At 30.3% G+C, this 18,166-nt stretch carries 16 protein-coding genes and 1 riboswitch; of the genes, 3 read left to right on the forward strand and 13 right to left on the reverse strand.

Annotated features, from left to right (window positions below):
- Window positions 1-554 precede the first annotated feature (554 nt).
- Window positions 555-1,205: a PAQR family membrane homeostasis protein TrhA gene (trhA, locus tag ACK2WN_RS10520; RefSeq protein ID WP_300531110.1), complete on the forward strand. Its 651-nt coding sequence runs from the start codon at window positions 555-557 to the stop codon at window positions 1,203-1,205.
- Window positions 1,206-1,296: 91 nt separating this feature from the next.
- A complete protein-coding gene (locus ACK2WN_RS10525; RefSeq protein ID WP_300531107.1) occupies window positions 1,297-1,764 on the forward strand; it encodes a DUF1097 domain-containing protein in 468 nt (155 codons plus the stop codon).
- Between the two features lie 213 nt (window positions 1,765-1,977).
- Here the strand turns inward: ACK2WN_RS10525 and ACK2WN_RS10530 are convergent, their stop codons facing one another.
- The 8 genes from ACK2WN_RS10530 to ACK2WN_RS10565 form a co-directional block, all read right to left on the reverse strand.
- On the reverse strand, window positions 1,978-3,372 hold the full coding sequence (locus ACK2WN_RS10530) for an alanine/glycine:cation symporter family protein (protein WP_416155536.1): 1,395 nt from the start codon (window positions 3,370-3,372) through the stop codon (window positions 1,978-1,980).
- 110 nt (window positions 3,373-3,482) lie between these two features.
- A riboswitch (glycine riboswitch) is annotated at window positions 3,483-3,577 on the reverse strand.
- A 332-nt stretch (window positions 3,578-3,909) separates the two neighbouring features.
- Complete coding sequence (locus ACK2WN_RS10535; RefSeq protein ID WP_416155537.1) at window positions 3,910-6,630, reverse strand: heavy metal translocating P-type ATPase; 2,721 nt, start codon at window positions 6,628-6,630, stop codon at window positions 3,910-3,912.
- A 68-nt stretch (window positions 6,631-6,698) separates the two neighbouring features.
- Entirely contained in the window at window positions 6,699-7,070 is a 372-nt protein-coding gene (locus ACK2WN_RS10540) for an ArsR/SmtB family transcription factor (protein WP_300531097.1), read from the reverse strand.
- Between the two features lie 230 nt (window positions 7,071-7,300).
- Window positions 7,301-8,491 carry a MalY/PatB family protein gene (locus ACK2WN_RS10545; RefSeq protein ID WP_416155538.1) on the reverse strand — a complete coding sequence of 397 codons (1,191 nt, stop codon included), beginning with the start codon at window positions 8,489-8,491 and terminating at the stop codon, window positions 7,301-7,303.
- 112 nt (window positions 8,492-8,603) lie between these two features.
- Window positions 8,604-9,341, reverse strand: a complete 738-nt coding sequence (locus ACK2WN_RS10550; RefSeq protein ID WP_416155539.1) for an amino acid ABC transporter ATP-binding protein — start codon at window positions 9,339-9,341, stop codon at window positions 8,604-8,606.
- A 1-nt stretch (window position 9,342) separates the two neighbouring features.
- Window positions 9,343-10,017: an amino acid ABC transporter permease gene (locus ACK2WN_RS10555; RefSeq protein WP_201416651.1), complete on the reverse strand. Its 675-nt coding sequence runs from the start codon at window positions 10,015-10,017 to the stop codon at window positions 9,343-9,345.
- A gap of 88 nt (window positions 10,018-10,105) precedes the next feature.
- Window positions 10,106-10,927 carry a transporter substrate-binding domain-containing protein gene (locus tag ACK2WN_RS10560; protein WP_173686046.1) on the reverse strand — a complete coding sequence of 274 codons (822 nt, stop codon included), beginning with the start codon at window positions 10,925-10,927 and terminating at the stop codon, window positions 10,106-10,108.
- 199 nt (window positions 10,928-11,126) lie between these two features.
- Window positions 11,127-12,224 (reverse strand): hypothetical protein, encoded by a 1,098-nt coding sequence (locus tag ACK2WN_RS10565; protein ID WP_416155540.1) that lies wholly within the window; start codon window positions 12,222-12,224, stop codon window positions 11,127-11,129.
- A 128-nt stretch (window positions 12,225-12,352) separates the two neighbouring features.
- Between ACK2WN_RS10565 and ACK2WN_RS10570 the strand changes: the two genes are divergently transcribed.
- On the forward strand, window positions 12,353-13,096 hold the full coding sequence (locus ACK2WN_RS10570) for an HAD family hydrolase (RefSeq protein ID WP_416155541.1): 744 nt from the start codon (window positions 12,353-12,355) through the stop codon (window positions 13,094-13,096).
- A gap of 50 nt (window positions 13,097-13,146) precedes the next feature.
- On the opposite strand, the gene ACK2WN_RS10575 is transcribed toward ACK2WN_RS10570, so the two are convergent.
- The 5 genes from ACK2WN_RS10575 to ACK2WN_RS10595 all read right to left on the reverse strand — a co-directional run bounded on the left by ACK2WN_RS10575 (window position 13,147) and on the right by ACK2WN_RS10595 (window position 17,466).
- Window positions 13,147-13,656, reverse strand: coding sequence for a DUF2232 domain-containing protein (locus ACK2WN_RS10575; RefSeq protein WP_416155542.1), 510 nt, complete (start codon window positions 13,654-13,656; stop codon window positions 13,147-13,149).
- Between the two features lie 36 nt (window positions 13,657-13,692).
- Window positions 13,693-14,130 carry a tetratricopeptide repeat protein gene (locus ACK2WN_RS10580; protein WP_118549868.1) on the reverse strand — a complete coding sequence of 146 codons (438 nt, stop codon included), beginning with the start codon at window positions 14,128-14,130 and terminating at the stop codon, window positions 13,693-13,695.
- A gap of 51 nt (window positions 14,131-14,181) precedes the next feature.
- The gene (locus ACK2WN_RS10585; RefSeq protein ID WP_416155543.1) at window positions 14,182-15,039 is read right to left on the reverse strand and encodes a DUF5685 family protein; all 858 of its coding nucleotides are present in this window, start codon (window positions 15,037-15,039) and stop codon (window positions 14,182-14,184) included.
- Window positions 15,040-15,271: 232 nt separating this feature from the next.
- On the reverse strand, window positions 15,272-16,405 hold the full coding sequence (locus ACK2WN_RS10590; RefSeq protein WP_416155544.1) for an iron-containing alcohol dehydrogenase: 1,134 nt from the start codon (window positions 16,403-16,405) through the stop codon (window positions 15,272-15,274).
- A gap of 302 nt (window positions 16,406-16,707) precedes the next feature.
- On the reverse strand, window positions 16,708-17,466 hold the full coding sequence (locus tag ACK2WN_RS10595; RefSeq protein WP_300529296.1) for a hypothetical protein: 759 nt from the start codon (window positions 17,464-17,466) through the stop codon (window positions 16,708-16,710).
- Window positions 17,467-18,166: the final 700 nt, after the last annotated feature.

Genomic DNA, 18,166 nt, shown 5'->3' on the forward strand with positions numbered 1-18,166 from the left:
TTCGAACTATTTGTTCGAACTAAATATATCTGCTGTTCAGTTTTCAAAGTTCATTTAAAACTTTCGTTTTGTTTTTTATTTTCTTGCCCTCTCTCAAGGACAAGTATTATAATATCAGCTTTTACATTTTACGTCAACACTTTTTTCAAATTTTTTTAAAAAACTTTTTATAATATCAATTTTTTTAAAAGTTCTTTCTTTATTTCCATAAAATTTACATCACTTAATATATCTATATTTCTTGGTCTTTCAAACTCCATATCTATTATTTCTACAATTCTTCATGAGTTTTTACTTAGCACAACTACTCTATCCTCCATTTATAAGCATATTTTTATTAGATATATTTATATTTATAAATAAATATATTATCTTTTGGGATAAATGAATGTAAATTTAAGTCATTAAATATATAATATGTAGTATAATAATATCTATACGTTTGAGTATTTTTAAATATTATCGTTAAAATGTATTTATCGATATAACAAATGTAAATAAATATAATTTAAATTAACGGACTAAATTTAACTGTTTGAAAAGGAGGAATTGTTTTGAGTTTCAATTATGTAAGAGAACCTGGCAATGGATTCACTCACTTATTTGGTGCTATTTTGTCCTTTATTGGACTTCTAGCATTAGTTATTAAAACATCTATCGTAATGCCTACTCCATTAGCTATAGCCTCTGTGATAATTTTTGGAATAAGTATGATTCTTTTATATACAGCTTCTACTGTATATCATTTGGTTATTTCTTCAGATAAAGTTATCGCTTGGCTGAGAAAAATAGATCATTCTATGATATTCGTATTAATAGCTGGTTCATATGCACCATTTTGTATGATTTCATTAAAAGGCAATGGAGGATATGCTTTATTTGCAATAGTCAGCATTGCAGCTATAGCAGGTGTATGTTTTAAATTAATTTGGTTTAAATGCCCTCGTTGGATTTCTACAATTATATACATTGCGATGGGTTGGGTATCTGTAGCACTTGTAGTGCCTCTTTACCACGCACTTTCATTTAGTGGACTTATGCTACTTGTTGGAGGAGGACTTTTCTACACAATAGGTGCTATAATATACGCTACTAAGCCAAAGTTTTTAGAATTTAAACATTTCGGTTTCCACGAAATTTTCCATATATTTATAATCCTTGGAAGTCTATGCCACTTCTTATGTGTATTCTTCTATGTTTTATAAATTATTGTATTGATATTTTATACTATCCATTGATATAATTAGTTGATATGTCCGAAAGATATATCAACTATTTTTTTATAAGGAGAAATATATGTCAAAAAAATTATCTAATAATACTCTATCAGCTTTTGCAACAGCTCTTCTTTGTACTATTTGGATGGTTATTGCAAATGCAACAGGTCTTTTAGGTTGGGCTGGTTTTGCAGGATGTACAGCTTACTTTGCTGGTCCTAAAAAAGGTGTTTCTGCACTTCCTCTTACTTTTGCTTGTGTTGGAAGTGGTGTAGCTTATGCATTAATATCAGTTCATTTAGGAAATCAAATAGACTTTGCTCAGATAGGTCTTGTATTTACATTTGTAACTACATTCCTTATGTGTGCAGGCGGAAAAATAGGTATAATATCATTCGTTCCAGGAGCATTCATGGGTTCATTCTCTACATTTGCAGCTGGTGGTGATTTTATGATAATACCATCTATAGCAGCTGGAATAATATTAGGACTATGTTGTGACACATTAGGTAAAAAATTATGTGCTATGTTTGGCTCAGAAGAATAAATCAAACTAAAAAGAGGAGCTCGTTTCAAACGACCTCCTCTTTTTCATTGTTTTCTTTTTTGAATCTTAAATCTTAACTTTATATTTCATATTGATTTCGCACCACCAAAATCAATACTACAAACTCACTTAATATATTCCGATTTTCCTATTATTTTAATCGATTAATTTTATACTTATAATTTTATGTCTAAGCAAATATAAACTTCTATGCTATTTTTCATCTTTATCTGAATCGCCATTTACATATTTCTTGTATATACCCATTACTACGCCACTAAGTGCAAATAATGCTATAGCATTTGGTATAACCATCAGACCATTGAAACAGTCAGCTAACTGCCAAACTAATTCAACTTTTAATGTAGATCCAACTATTATAAATAATATAACTATTAAAGAATATATTTTTACTGCTTTCTGTCCGAATAAGTATTTTACGTTTATCCGTCCGAAGAAATGCCATCCAAGTATAGTAGAGAATGCGAAGAATAATAAACATATTGCTATGAATAAATCTCCACCACTACCAAAAGTATTTACGAAAGCTGTCTGAGTAAGTGCTATACCTTCTTTTCCTGAATCTAAAACACCACTAGTTAATATAGAGAATGCTGTTAAGTTTAGTATTATGAAAGTATCTATAAATACACTAACCATAGCTGTTAATCCCTGTTCATGAGGGTTTTTAGCTGCTGCTCTTGCATGTGCATGAGGTGTAGAACCCATACCAGCTTCATTAGAGAATAATCCTCTTGCTACACCGTAACGTATAGCTTCTTTTATAGATATACCAACTGCACCACCAAGTACTGCCTTTGGATTAAATGCTCCAACTATTATCATTTTGAAAGCTTCAGGAACTTCTGATATATTCATTCCTATTAAAGCTAAACTTCCTATTATATATACAAATGCCATTATAGGTACTATTTTTTCAACAACTGATGCTAATCTCTGTGTTCCACCTATAAATACAAATCCTGCTACTACAGCTATTAATAAACCAACTGTTATAGGAGGTATATTTATATTTCTACTTGCAAAAACTTCTGAGAATGCTGCACCTATTGAGTTTGACTGAACCATATTACCCATAAATCCAAGTGCTAATATTATTAATACTGAGAATGTCGCTGCTAAGACTTTACCAAATTTTCCTGTAAATGCAGCTCTGATGTAGTATACAGGTCCTCCTGTTACTTCGCCATCTACAACTGTTTTATATTTCTGAGCAAGAGTTGCTTCTGAATAAATCGTAGCCATTCCAAAGAATGCACTAAGCCACATCCAGAATATAGCCCCTGGTCCACCAGAAAGAAGTGCTGTAGCTGCACCAGTTAAGTTACCTGTACCAACCTGAGCTGCTATAGCTGTTGCTAATGACTGGAAAGGTGTCATTTCACCGTGTTCTTTCTTTTCACCGTTTAATTTTAGGTTACCGAACACTAATCTGAAGCCCTCTCCAAATTTTCTAACCTGTATAAATTTTAGTTTGAATGTGTAGTATATCCCAACTCCACATAAGATGAATAGTAGTAAGAAATTCCATAAGAATCCGTTTACGGCTACTACTACTTCTAATAGATTGTCTAAGAATAATTCCATGTTTTTACTCTCCTTTTCTTTTATTTTTTTGGAAATAAAAATAGAGCTGATATATCAGCTCCAAAAATAAGAGTAGAACATTTGCAAACAGACCTTAAAAATTTGATCTGCCTTACTGCTCTGTCCTTTTGCCTGAGAGATTTGCAAACTTAGTTTGTGTACACCTTCGGCGCCCCTTTTTTGGAGACTCTCCAGAGTTCCTAATAGATTTTTTATTAATTTTATAATTACAATTTATCTATCTGTTTAAATAATATCATCTATTTTGAGTAATTACAACATTTTTTCTAAATTTATTGAAATTTTCAAAAAACACACATATTTCCTTTTTATTTTTAGGAAGTATGTGTGTTTTAATATTGTTTTATTTATTTTTTAATGTATACAACCAATTTTTTTACAGTAGTAAAATTAGGAATACGTTATTTACAGAATATTTAATTTATTAAACTTTTATTTTTTAAGTTACTAAACTATTTTTACTATATCATATTTCTATAATTTGTATAAAAAATTATGTGATTCTATAAAAATAATTTATTCTTTTAAAGTTCTCATTGCATTAAGTACGGCTATTAATGCAACACCTACATCTGCAAATATTGCTTCCCACATATTTGCAACTCCACCAGTACTCATAAGCATAACTATTACTTTTACACCCATTGCAAATACTATATTCTGCCAAACAATTTTATTTGTTTTTTCAGATATTCTCTTTGCTATAGGTAATTTAGATAATTCGTCTGTCATAAATACTATATCACTTGCTTCTATTGCTGCATCAGATCCTACACCGCCCATAGCTATACCAACGTCTGCTCTAGCTAAAACTGGGGCGTCATTTATACCGTCTCCTATAAATGCTGTATTTCCTGTGCTATTTTCTTTTGCTACTTCTTCAAGTATTTCAACTTTCTGATTAGGTAGAAGTCCTGAATAATGTTTGTCTAATCCAACTTCTTCAGCTATCTTAGCTGCAGCAGCTTCATTATCTCCTGTTAGCATTACAACATTTGTTATACCAACTTTTCTCATTTCTGCAATAGCTCTCTTACTATCTTCCTTAACCTCATCAGATATTACTATGCATCCAGCATATTTGCCATCTACTGCAACGTATACAGTTGTTCCAACTTCATCTATCTTTTCATATTTTACATTTTCGCTATCTAAAAGTTTAGAACTTCCTGCAAGTATTGTCTTTCCATTGTATAAAACTTTTATACCATGCGCTGCTATTTCTTCATACTTGTCTATTTCACTTAATTTTACTTCTTCTTCAAATTTTTCATTATAGCTTTCCATTATAGATTTTGCTATTGGATGGTTTGAATTCGCTTCTGCAATTGCTGCAAATCTTAATAATTCATCTTCTGACATTCCAACAGGATTTATTTCTGTAACTTTAAATACACCTTTTGTTATAGTACCAGTTTTATCAAGTACAACTGTATCTACTTTTCTTAATGCTTCTAAATAGTTACTTCCCTTTATAAGAATACCGTTTTTAGACGCAGATCCTATTCCACCAAAGAAACTTAGAGGTATTGATAATACTAATGCACAAGGACATGAAACTACTAAGAATATTAATCCTCTGTATAGCCAATCTCTAAACACAGCACCTTCTATAACTAGTGGTGGTATAAATGCAACTGCTAATGCTAGTCCAACAACTATTGGAGTATAGTATCTACAGAATTTAGATATAAAGTTTTCTGTCTGAGATTTTCTACTTCCTGCATTTTCAACCATATCAAGTATCTTAGCAACTGTAGATTCTCCATATTCTTTAGTTACTCTTACATAAATTAATGCATTTGTATTTATTGTTCCTGATACAACTTCTTCACCTGGTTTTACACTTCTAAGTACAGATTCACCAGTTATTGCAGAAGTATCAAGCATTGCTTCACCTTCTGTTACAATTCCATCTAGTGGTACTTTTTCACCTGGTTTAACTACTATTACATCGCCTACTTCTACTTCTTCAGGATCTACCTGTATAATTTTTCCACCCTGAACTAAGTTTGCAAATTCTGCTTTTATTTCCATAAGAGCAGATATTGATTTTCTTGACTGACCAACTGCTTTCTGCTGTAAATATTCACCTATTTTGTAGAATAACATAACACCAACTGCTTCAGAATGTTCACCTATTGCAATTGCACCTATTGTAGCTATCGACATTAGGAAGTTTTCATCCATTACCTGACCTCTAAATAGGTTCTTTGCAGCTTTTAAAAGTACATCTCCACCTATTAAAATATATGCTGCTAAAAATACAACCACACCAAATGTACCTGTATTTCCAACTGCCATTTCATATATTCCAAATGCGTATACTATTACTCCAATTATAATTTTTATTAGATCTTTGTTTATTTCTTTCTTTTCTTTTGGTTTTTCAACCTTTTTAGGTTTAATTTCTTCATGGTCGTGGTCATGATGATGTCCTCCACAGCCACAACTTTCACTATGTTCGTGGTCGTGATGATGATGTTCTCCGCAACCACATTCTTCATCATGATTATGCTCGTGGTAATGATGTTCTCCACAGCCACAATTTTCACCGTGTTCATGATGATGTTCTTCTGAATTATTTCTATTTGCATATAGTACGTTTAAATCTATTCTTCCATTTCTTGCTGTATTTCCAGATTCAACTATATTTCCCTTATTATCAAACTCTAAAGCTCCAACAACTTTATTTTTTAATAAACTTACTGTTAATCCACTTTCTGTTTCGTGTATTATCTTTGCTATTTCAGACATATGCTGCTTTGTAATATCTCTAGCCTTAGCAAATACAGATAATTTCTTAGCCACAAAGTTCATATTGCTGTTTTCTACATATGCTAATTTTCCAACTTTATCATTTATCTTTTCCGCACAATGTGCACAGTTTAAATTATTTAATAGAAAATCAACTCTTATAACTTTATTTTTATCTATTTCATCTTTTTTCTCTGACTTAATTATATTTCCCTTGTTATCGAAACTTATTTCCCCAAGCACTTTGTTCTTTAATAGACTTACAGTCAATCCACTTTCTGTATCATGAATTATCTTTGCTATTTTAGACACATTAGCTTCTGTTATGCTTTCATTTTCCATAAATACAGATAATTTTTTTGCCACAAAATTCATGTTGCTATTTTCTACATAGTCTAATTTTGAAACTTTGTCATTTATTTTTTCTGCACAGTGTGCACAATTTAAACCATCTAGTAGAAAATCTATTCTTGTACTCAATTTAATTCACATCCTTTTCTTAAAATCCCTTTATTTTATACACATTAATTGCCTATTGTTGATATCTTCTATCTTCCATATTCTTCTTTAACATGTTCTAGTCCATATTTTAATATTCCACTTATATGTTCATCGTCCAATGAATAGAATACTGTTTTACCTTCTTTTCTAAATTTTACTAGTCTAGCATTTTTTAGTACTCTAAGCTGATGAGATATCGCTGACTGAGTCATTCCAAGAAGTTCTGCTATGTCACATACACACATTTCATTAGAGAATAGTGCAAATATTATTTTTACTCTAGTTGTATCTCCAAATACTCTAAATAAATCTGATAAGTCTGCTAACACCTCTTCATCGGGCATCTCTTTTTTTGTTTTGTCTACTACTTCTTCATGTATCTTTTTTTCTGTACAACAATCTATTTCTTTATTTTTCATAGGTTTTTCTCCTTTCTTAACGTTTTAATATATGAATAACTGTTCATATATTCATTATAATCCGCTTACTATTTTTTTGCAATAGGTTTTATAAAAATATATGAACAATTATTCATATATTCTTGTAATAAGTCATTTCACTAATACACATTCATTCCTTTTAATTGACTGCAATAAAAAAGGACCAGTATTTTTTACTGATCCTCTGATTTTATCTTTTGTAAATTATATTATCTATTTTCAAAAGCTACTTTTATTCTATTCATACATTCTTCTACTATTGATCTTGGACAAGCTATATTTATTCTTTCAAATCCGCTTCCTTCTTCTCCAAACATAGTTCCTTCGTCGAATATTAAGCCAGCTTCTTCAAACATTATTGTTTCTAATTCTTCTGCAGTTAATCCATATTCATTGAAATCAAGCCATACTAGATAAGTTCCTTCTATTGGTATCATTTTAACTTTTGGAAGATTTTCTTCTACAAAGTTCTTTATGTATTCAACAGTTCCATCTAAGTATTCGTTTAATTCATCTAGCCAATCTTCACTTTCATTGTATGCAGCTATTATAGCTTCTATAGCGAAAGGATTTGGTCCACTCTGTGCTCCACTTCTTGAAACTTCTACATTCCAAGCATTTCTAAGTTCTGGAGTGTTTATTATTATATTAGACATCTGCATTCCTGCTAAGTTGAATGTCTTACTTGGAGCTAAACAAGTAACTATATGTTCTTTATATTCTGGGCATAATTTCTGTAGGTTTATATGTTTATATCCTTTTCTTATTAAGTCATTGTGTATTTCATCAGCTATTATGAATACATTGTGTTTTTTACATATTTCAACAACTTTTTTGAGTTCTTCTTCAGTCCATACTCTACCTATTGGGTTATGAGGTGAACAAAGTATCATAACTTTATTATTAGGATCTGCTGCTTTTTCTTCTAAATCAGCAAAATCCATTGTATATTTTCCATCTTTATATATTAATGGGTTATTTACTACTTTTCTGTTATTTTCTTTTATTTTATTTGTGAATGGATAGTAAACTGGTCTTTGTATTATTACACCGTTATTTTCTTCTGTTAATAATCTTAATAATATAGATATTGCTGGAACTACACCACCACTAAACATTATTGATTCTCTGTCTAATTCCCAGTCAAATCTTCTTTTGTACCATCCTAATATTGCATCGTAGAATCTCTCTACTTCTCTAGTACTGTATCCAAATACTTTTCTGTCTACAACTTTGTGTACTGATTCTAGTATAGGTGCTGCTACTTCAAAATCCATATCAGCTACCCACATTGGTAAAGCTCCTTCTTTTGCTCTAGGAAATGATTTATCTAAGTTATCCCATTTTATACAGTTTGTATTTCTTCTTTCTACATAAGCATCAAAATTATATTTGCCCATTTTTTCATCTCCCCAATTTTTGATTTTATTAATAAAAGGGATTACTACATTAATTATAAAATTTTATGTAACAATCCCTAATTATTATTATATTTTAATTTATTATTTATATCTACTCTGAAATTATCTGCGCTAAGAATTTCTTTGTTCTATCCTTTTGAGGATTAACTATAACCTCTTCCGCAGTTCCTTCTTCGACAATTTCTCCACCACTCATGAATATCACATGGTTAGAAACATCTCTAGCAAATCTCATCTCATGAGTTACTACAATCATTGTAACTTTCTGTTCAGCTAATTCTCTCATTATATTTAAAACTTCTTGTACTAGTTCTGGATCCAGAGCTGATGTTGGTTCATCAAAAAGTATAACTTCTGGATTTATAGCAAGAGCTCTTGCTATACCAACCCTCTGCTGCTGTCCTCCTGATAAAGTAGATGGATACGCATCTTTTTTATCATACATTCCGACCTGTTTTAAACATTTAGATGCTATTTCTTCAGCTTCTTCTTTTGATTTTTTCTGAACTATAATTAAACCTTCCATTACATTTTGTAGTACAGTCTTATTTTTAAATAAGTTATACTGCTGGAATACCATACTTGTATATTTTCTAAGTTGATGAATTTCTGCTTTTGTTATATGTTCAAAATTTGTACTAAAATCACCTATCTGTATTTCTCCACTATCTGGCTTTTCAAGATAGTTAATACATCTTAATAGAGTAGATTTTCCTGTTCCTGATGGCCCTATTATAGCTACAACATCTCCCTGATTTACCTCTAAGGAAATATTATTTAATACTTTATTAGAACCAAAACTTTTTGATAAATTTTTTATTTTTAACATATTACTTAACTCCCATAGATTTATTAATACGTTGTTCCAATAATTTTTGACCTTTTGTTAATAATGCTATAACAACCCAATAAACGATTAGTACCGCTGCATAAGCTTCCATAACTCTAAAGTTTTTAGAAGAAATTAATTTAGCTTCTGACATTAATTCAATTACACCTATTGTAAATCCTAGTGAAGATCCCTTAATCAAACTTATAAATGAGTTTGATAATCCTGGAAGTGCAACTCTAAATGCCTGAGGAATTACTATTCTTCTCATAACCTGAAGCTCTGTCATACCAATACTTAAACCAGCTTCTCTCTGTCCTTTATCTATTGAACTTAAAGCACCTCTTATGGTTTCAGACATAAATGCCGCTTCATTCATCGACATTACTATAATAAGTGCTGTTATTGGTTCCATTTCACTTAAAAAACTTACAAATGGCGTTATTGCAAAATAAAAGAAGAACAACTGTGATAACATAGGAGTGCTTCTAAAAAACGATACATATATAGCAACAACTTTATTTAATACTGGCACTTTATATTCAACTATCAATGCCAATATTACCGCTAATATTAATGATATAACTAATGATATTGCCGCTATAAAAAGAGTAACCTTTATAAACGGTAATATTTCAAAAAGCGTTTCTTGAAAAATATCAAATCTAAAATTCATTTTTAGTTTTTACTTCCTTTTTAATTATTTTATCAAAAATACTGCTGAAACAATATTTCCAGCAGTATTTTTATTTATTATAATATTTTTATTTATTCATTACAGATTCTGATATATCCATACCAAAATATTCATTATATAGGTTAGTTAAGAATCCATCTTCTTTCATTGATTTTAATGCTTCATTAAATTTATTGTATAATTCTTCATCACAATCTTTTAAGAATGGATACGCATTATTTTCTTCGTATAAGTTTTCTCCAACCTGTTTAAGATTTAAACCACCTTCTTCTATCATTCTATCAAATGATAAAACTGGATATGAATGTGCATCTGCTTTATTCTGATTTACAACAAGTCCTCTTTGTTCTTCTGTTATAACTACTTCTATTTCATCATTAGGATCATTTTTTTCTTTGTATTCTTCTATAAATTCTTTTTCAAATCCTGCTGGCTGACAAGCAAATCTTTTACCTTTTAAATCTTCAACAGAGTTTATTGAATCATCATCTGCTCTTACTGATAATTTATATGGATTGTATGCATATATTTCTGAGAATTTATATTTTTCTTCTCTTGCCGGAGTAACACTTATCTGCTGAGCAACTGTGTCAACTTTTCCTGCATCTAATAGTCCAAACATACCATCAAATGATGCTACTTCAAATTGTATTTCATAGTCTCCCATTCTTTTTGCTACTTCTTTTAAGATGTCAACATCTACACCTACTATCTCTTCTCCTTCTTTATAACACCAAGGATTGTAAGTTGCTGTTACACCTACTCTTAATACTTTCTTTGTTTCTGGTTCTTTTGCTTCTTCTTTTTTAGCTTCATTTGAACTACAGCCAACCATTGAGAACACTGTAGTACATGCTAATACTAATGCTAATAATTTTTTCTTGAACATTTTTATTCCTCCCTACTTGATAAATTTTGTTCATTTTTTATTATTTTTTAAAAAAATAGCATATTTTTATGCTATTACCTTAAATAATACATTAAAAAAAATGGCATAGCAAAAAGTTTTTTTCTATACCATTTATTATATTTATATCTTTTTTCTATAACAATGAATTGTTATACTATTTTATTCTAACAACTAAACTTTATTCCTCATCTAAAAAATCATAGAAATCATCATTACCAGACTCAACAAAATCATACAGCGCATTCTGTTCAAAGAACATCGAATCCTGATACTCTAACCCCTTATAATTCACCTTCAACAGACCATTAATATAATTTCTATCTCTCTCAGAATAAGTCCCAACAAAGAACATCCCATCTAAATAATAATAAATCGCCTTAATATCATTATTTATAACATAAGACTTCTGCTTAACATGGTCGTTATTAAAATTAAATCTAGTAAAGAATACCGCATCCTCATCCATATCACTTCTAAGAACAAACGGATTATCTTCATAGAACTTTTCTACAAACTCTTCTCCATCTTCAACCGTATAAATATCTACAAACTCTTCCTTAGAAATCTCGTCAAACACCTCAAAATCATACATAGGCTCAGACTCAGAAACAACCATAGAATTTAACTTAAATCCTTTTTCATTTTTCTCAATACTAAGTGCAACTTTACAGAAATAATATCCATCATTGTCTTCGTAAATAGTTTCAACAACATATTTTCCATTTCCTCTTGATGTTACATCTGTTTTTAAAAGTGCACCATTTATATTTGTTATGTGCATACTTCCTATTTCTTCGCTCTCAGAATAGTATGTAAGTGCTTCTCTATCCCAAGCAACTAATCTCATAACCATGTAGTTTACAAACTCTATCTCTTCCTTTACTTCTTTACATATCTTTGGATATAAGTCGTATATATTTAAATCGCTTTTAAAATCGTTGATTATATCTATATAATCCTCAACTTCTCCTGCAAGCTCTTTTCCGTATCTTATATTTCTACTCCCAAAATGCTGTATTAAAAACTTAGCCTCTTCCTCAGAAATTTCTATTCTATCTGATCCAAGACCCCCCATAAGTCTTTCTTCTTCCATATATGCTTTTTTCTCTGATGGGTTTATTAGTTTTACATAGTCACAAAGTCCTAATCCCTCAGAGTCTAAAAGGAAATACTGTTTTATATTATCTCCATTTTCATCTGTACTATCTATTATCATTCCCATACTTCCCATAAGTCTAGATTGTGTTATTTTTGCAAAATTAAACTTTAATTCCATAATCTATCTCCTCTCAAATTATTTCTCTTATTTACATATTTATATATTAACACAAATTTTTCTGTACTATTTGAATTATTTGCTGTATACTAGTAGAAATATATATCAGAAGATTGGGGGTAATGCTTATGAAGAAAATAGCAGCATTTTTCGATATTGACGGAACTCTGTACAGAGATTCACTTATGGTAGAACATTTTAAAAAGCTAATAAAATATGAAATTATAGATGAAAAAACTTGGATTGATCATGCTAGAGGAACTTTTTTGAACTGGGATAAAAGACAGGGAAACTATGACGACTATCTTTTAGAAGTTTGTAATTTATATGTAGATTCGCTGACTGGAGTCGATTGGAGAAGTATTGATTTTGCAGCAGACCAGGTTATAAAGACTAAGGCTGACAGAGTTTATAAGTACACACGCTCTCAAATTGAAAGACATTTAAAAAATGGTGATATAGTAATATTTATATCTGGAAGTCCTGACTTCCTAGTTAAAAAGATGGCTGAAAAGTATAATGTTACAGATTATTTAGGAAGTAAATATATAATGGAGGATGGTAAATTCTCTGGTAAATTAGTTCCTATGTGGGATTCTGAAAGTAAAAATAAAGCAATAAATGAGCTAATTGAAAAATACGATATAGATTTAGATGAGTCTTTCGCTTATGGCGATACAAATGGAGATATAAATATGCTTAGAAAAGTTGGGCATCCTGTTGCGATAAACCCTACAAATGAGCTTTTATCTAAGTTGAGGGAAGATCCTGTGCTTAAAGAAAAAGCGGATATAATAGTTGAAAGAAAGGATATACTTTATAAGCTAAAACCTGATGTTCAGGTTCTATCTTATGATGATTTATCAGATTAACAAACAAATATTTTAAATATAAAAAGTGCTGCCATAACGACAGCACTTTTTTAGTCTAAGTATTTACTTATATTTTTTCTCAACTTATTTTCGTACATTCTTATAAACTGGCTATAGAATAAATCGTAAATTAAAAACGTTGCATTTAATCCTACAAATAGCACAGACATATACTGTACCTCTGTTAAAAAGCTCTTTAGCACAAAATACATTATAGCAAACACGATATTTGCAAATACAAGCTTGATACAATATTCTGTACCCCTAGACCTTCCCCTCTCAATAAGAGATTTTACAAGTCCATAAAGTGCAAATGATATCGCATATATAAACCATTGTACTTTATTTCCTATTATCATAAATGACAAAAGTATAGATGCAAATGTAAAAATTGTACCTGTCTTTTCTCCAAATTCAATAATAATTATTGAAGATATAAATGATGCTAGCACCATAAAGAAAATTGTATTCATTGGAACAAAGTTTATCAGCATAAAGAATATTGCCTCTAATGCTAATAATATTCCTCCAAAAGCCATTTTTTTACTTACATTATCCATATTAAAACTTCCATTTCAATTTTAAATTTCAACAAATTAACAACAGCTTATAAAATCTCCACCCATACATTCACAGCATGAGTCTAAGCACCATAACTGGCAACAAGTATCTGCACAATCGTCTCCACAGCAACAGCAGCAACATGGACAGCATCCACTTGAGTCGTATCTTCTACTTTCATTGTAGTATCTTGCTCTATCATCGTAGTTATTCCTATATGAGCTAAACTGATTATATGCTTCATCATATTCTTTATTTTCTGGCTCCATAAATCTTGCTCTTTTTATATAATCTTCGCCCTCTTCATATCTACCCATTTTCATTGCAGCAGTTCCAGTTAGGAAGAACCACTCAGCATTTCTATCACTTGAAACTACTTCTTTAAGCATTCTATATGCGTCTGCAAATCTTCTATTTGCAATTAAATTTCTAGCCTCGATATAAACATTTCTATTCATTGCTTCTCCGTACATAATATTCACTTTCCTTTCACTAGTTTTGTATATTTTAATAAATCTTATTGCTTAATTTATATGGCTTACATCGCCATTTTTATCTTTTCCATCTCCATATAATATGTTCTTATATCTCAAGTATACACCAGAATATATTATATTTTCAATTATACCGACATTTCTCTTAACTTTAAGCATATCTATATTTCTACCAAGCATTCCAAGACTCATAGAAATTATTCGCTCTACTTTCTTCTTTAGTTCATCGCTCTTTGGCTCATATCCTTTAAAAGGATTATATCTTCCTTTTTGAATATCTTCCTCCAAATCCTCATACGCATCTAAAACGTAGATATATTTTCCCATGTTAAATCCTATTTCTCTAAGTCTATCTTCAAACTCGTCTTTCTTGTATGCAAATATTTCTCCCATTAGATTTCCAAATGTATTTGAAACATCATCTAAATCTGTTGATTCTTCTTTTTCTAATTTTTCAAGCTCAGCTAAACATTCTTTTATATATTCGGCTTTTTCTCTGTATTTATCATACGCTTCTTTAAGGCTTCCTTTATAGACATTATACGCCAACTTATCCTTAATTCCACCATCGTCTTTTACATTGTCCTCTAATTTGAAATGAGTTAAAAGAACATTCATAGCGGCTGCGTATTCAGTTATTTCATTTACTTGTACCTTTTTCTTTTTTATAGGATTTGCTATACACACTTCTTCTGTTACTTTTGATTCTGGATTGTACACCGCAGATAAAAGCACTATCAGAAATGTTATGTCGTAGTTTAGAGAAAATCGAGATATCTGTCCATGATTTCTCTTTAGAGTTTTACAAAGCCCACAGTAGTAGCTTTTGTAATGCTCGTATTCTCTAAATGTCAAATCCATTTTATTTATTTTTACATATCCAAACATTATTATCCTCTTTTCTTATATATCCATCCAAGTTTGTATGAATATCTAATACTAAATTAGATTCTATTATCTTAATTATATTATACTAATAAATACTTGAATATACCTTAACATACACCATAATCGAATTATATTCAAGTGGTCTATTCAAAACTTTAAAAATTATTTAGAATTCAAAAAAGAGCTACTGCAATTCATTGCAATAGCCCCATCTATTTTCTATTATTATTTATTATAAAGATTTTATATATATTTCTCTTATTTCTTCTTTAGAGAATTCCTTTGGATGATTGTTTATATTTCCTATTGATACTTTAAATGCGTTTTCTACCATCCAATCTACGTCACTTTCTTCTATTCCTAAGTCATTTAATGTTACATCTAATCCTATTCTTTTTAAGAATCCTCTTATACTATCTGCACAATCCAATGCACTATTTCCACCTAAAAGAACTGATATAGCTGCGTATCTTTCTGGATCACTTTCCCAAGATGCGTCCACTATTGCAGGTGTAAGTGCTGCTAATCCTTCTCCATGAACTATGTTTTTAAGACCACTTGCTGGGTGTTCTAATGCATGAGGAAGCGCACAACTTGAACATCCTATAGCCATACCTGCTAACATACTTCCTAAAGTTATTTTTTCCCATACTTCATAATTTATTTCTTCGTCGTTTACAGCATTTTCTGCGTTATCTGCTATTAACTTCATAGCATAAAGTGCATATGCATCTGATAATGGTGTACGTTTTTTACTTACTGCAGCTTCCATTGCATGTGCAGCTGCATCAAATATTACAGAAGCTTTTACTCTTTTAGGCATGGTTACCATAAGCTCTGGGTCTACTATTGATACTTTTCCGTATATAGCTGGTGTTCTGAGTGATTTTTTATCGTTATTCTTATCATCTGTTAATACAGAATAACAGTTACCTTCACTTCCTGTTCCAGATGTTGTAGGAACTAATATTAATGGAAGTGCCTTGTCAGAAGATTTTTCTCCATACATATACTCTCTTACATCGCCTTCATTTACAGCCATTAGTGCTATTGCCTTAGCAGCATCCATTATACTTCCTCCACCAAGAGCAACTACAACGTCACAGTTTTCTGCATTTGCTATTCGAGCACCTTCTTCAACTGTTGATATAAGCGGGTTCCGTGTCACTTCATTGAATATAGCACCTTCTATTCCTTCTTTTGCTAAAAGCTCAACTGCTCTATCTAAAAGTCCCGATTTTCTAGAGCTAGATCTACCTGTCACTATAAGTGCTTTTTTACCGTATTTTGCTGTTTCTTTTCCTAGTTCGTTCACTTTTCCACGTCCAAATACTATATTGACTGGTAAATTGTAGTTAAATTCCATATAATTCGCCCCATTTCTTAATAAATATATTTCCACATTCATTACTTACTTTATTTTTTACTACTTATACTAATTATATCAGTTAATAGCTTTTATTCAATGAAGATTATTTGAACATTCATCTAAATTTCCTTCAAAAACACTACTAAAAAACTTCATATTAATCATTATATTTCTTTTACAAATGAAAAAGAGAATACCTCTTCTCTGCTGATAAATTCGGTACTCTCTTTTTCTCTACTTAACCTTAAATTTTTATGTAAACTGTATTTAGATTTTTATCTTTTTTATATTCTTCAAATTTATTTGTTATAAAGACTATTTAAAAAAGTAAAGAAGTCGTTTAAATCATTCATACTAGCTGGATATACCTCCTCATCTTCTTTTTTAGGAGTTTCGTCTTCTTTTTTATCGTCTACAACAAATTTAAATCCTAATCTCACTCCAAATAGGTCTTCAGAAACATCCCGTAAAAATCTTAGATACTGAGTTTCCATTATCTGTACAACTCTTACATCTCCTACACGTACAACAACTGTTCCCATCTGGTAGTCTATTTGCTTACTATCCTTGAATAACGCTTTGTAGACAGCTGGACTAATTAACTCCTGTATTCTTCCTAGCATAACCTTCCAAACATCCATAGCGTCTATTCTATTGATATCTGCTTCTTCTTTATACTCTTCTTTTTCTTTAGGTTTTTCATCTTCAGGTTCAGGTCTTTTAACTTCTATTGTACTATCATCTTCTTCTGGTTGTTCTTCTTTCTGATAGTTATTTGATAGCTGTATTTCAGCTATTTTTCTAAGTCCTAAATCGATTATATCATCTTCACTTAGAAATACTATGTTTATTCCATAACTTATTCCAGATTTAGCTACTATATAAGTCTTTATCATTTCTATTATTTCTGGACTTATTTCATCATTTACTTTTGCTATATCTGATATTATGTATAGAGTGTTTCCGCTAAATTTTATCTTTCTTACACTTTCTATTACACTACTTAATTCTGATTGAAGGCTGTTTAGAGTCTCTTTTGTAAATTGTTCTATATTCATAATTGCCCTCCTTATTATTTCCTATATCTATAGATTTATTCTATCAAAATCTATAATATATTATACTACAAATCACCTCAACTTGTTTCAATAATTTTAAATATTTAACCTTAAAATAGTTTATATTTTTTTTTAATAAATTTACTGCAATATAATAATAAATAAAAAAAGAGGACTGAATCCTCTAGACCTGTGAGCGGGTTGGTCTTTTGAGAATTCAGTCCCTATTTTTACGTTCTTTTTAATTAACAATATGATTTTATATCTACATTGCTCCAACGGTCGGAGCAATGTAGTTTTTTAACTTTCGAATAAACTTTTGTTTTTAATGCATTTAATTTCAATTTTTGAGCGGGTAATTGAAATTTATTACATTTTTTATTTGAAGTGTAGTATTGTATGATTTTTTTAAACCTCTATTCTATATATAATGTAGATTATGTATATATATAATGTAGGAAATATCTAACCTTTAAATTTTTCTACATTATATATAGCATTATCTACATTTTTTTATTTATAAAATTTTGGTGGGAAAATGGTGGAACTCTAATTTTTTTTAATTTTTATTGTGGAAAATGGTGGAATGAAAAAAAGGAACCCCCCAGTAAAACTGGGGGTTCTTCATTTGACGCCTATAAGGCTCAACTTCCAGCTACGCTTCAAAGCGTATGTCGGTCCGCCACTCGCTAACTACTTC

The organism is Peptacetobacter sp. AB800 (genome assembly GCF_047807365.1).
Taxonomy (GTDB): Bacteria; Bacillota; Clostridia; order Peptostreptococcales; family Peptostreptococcaceae; genus Peptacetobacter.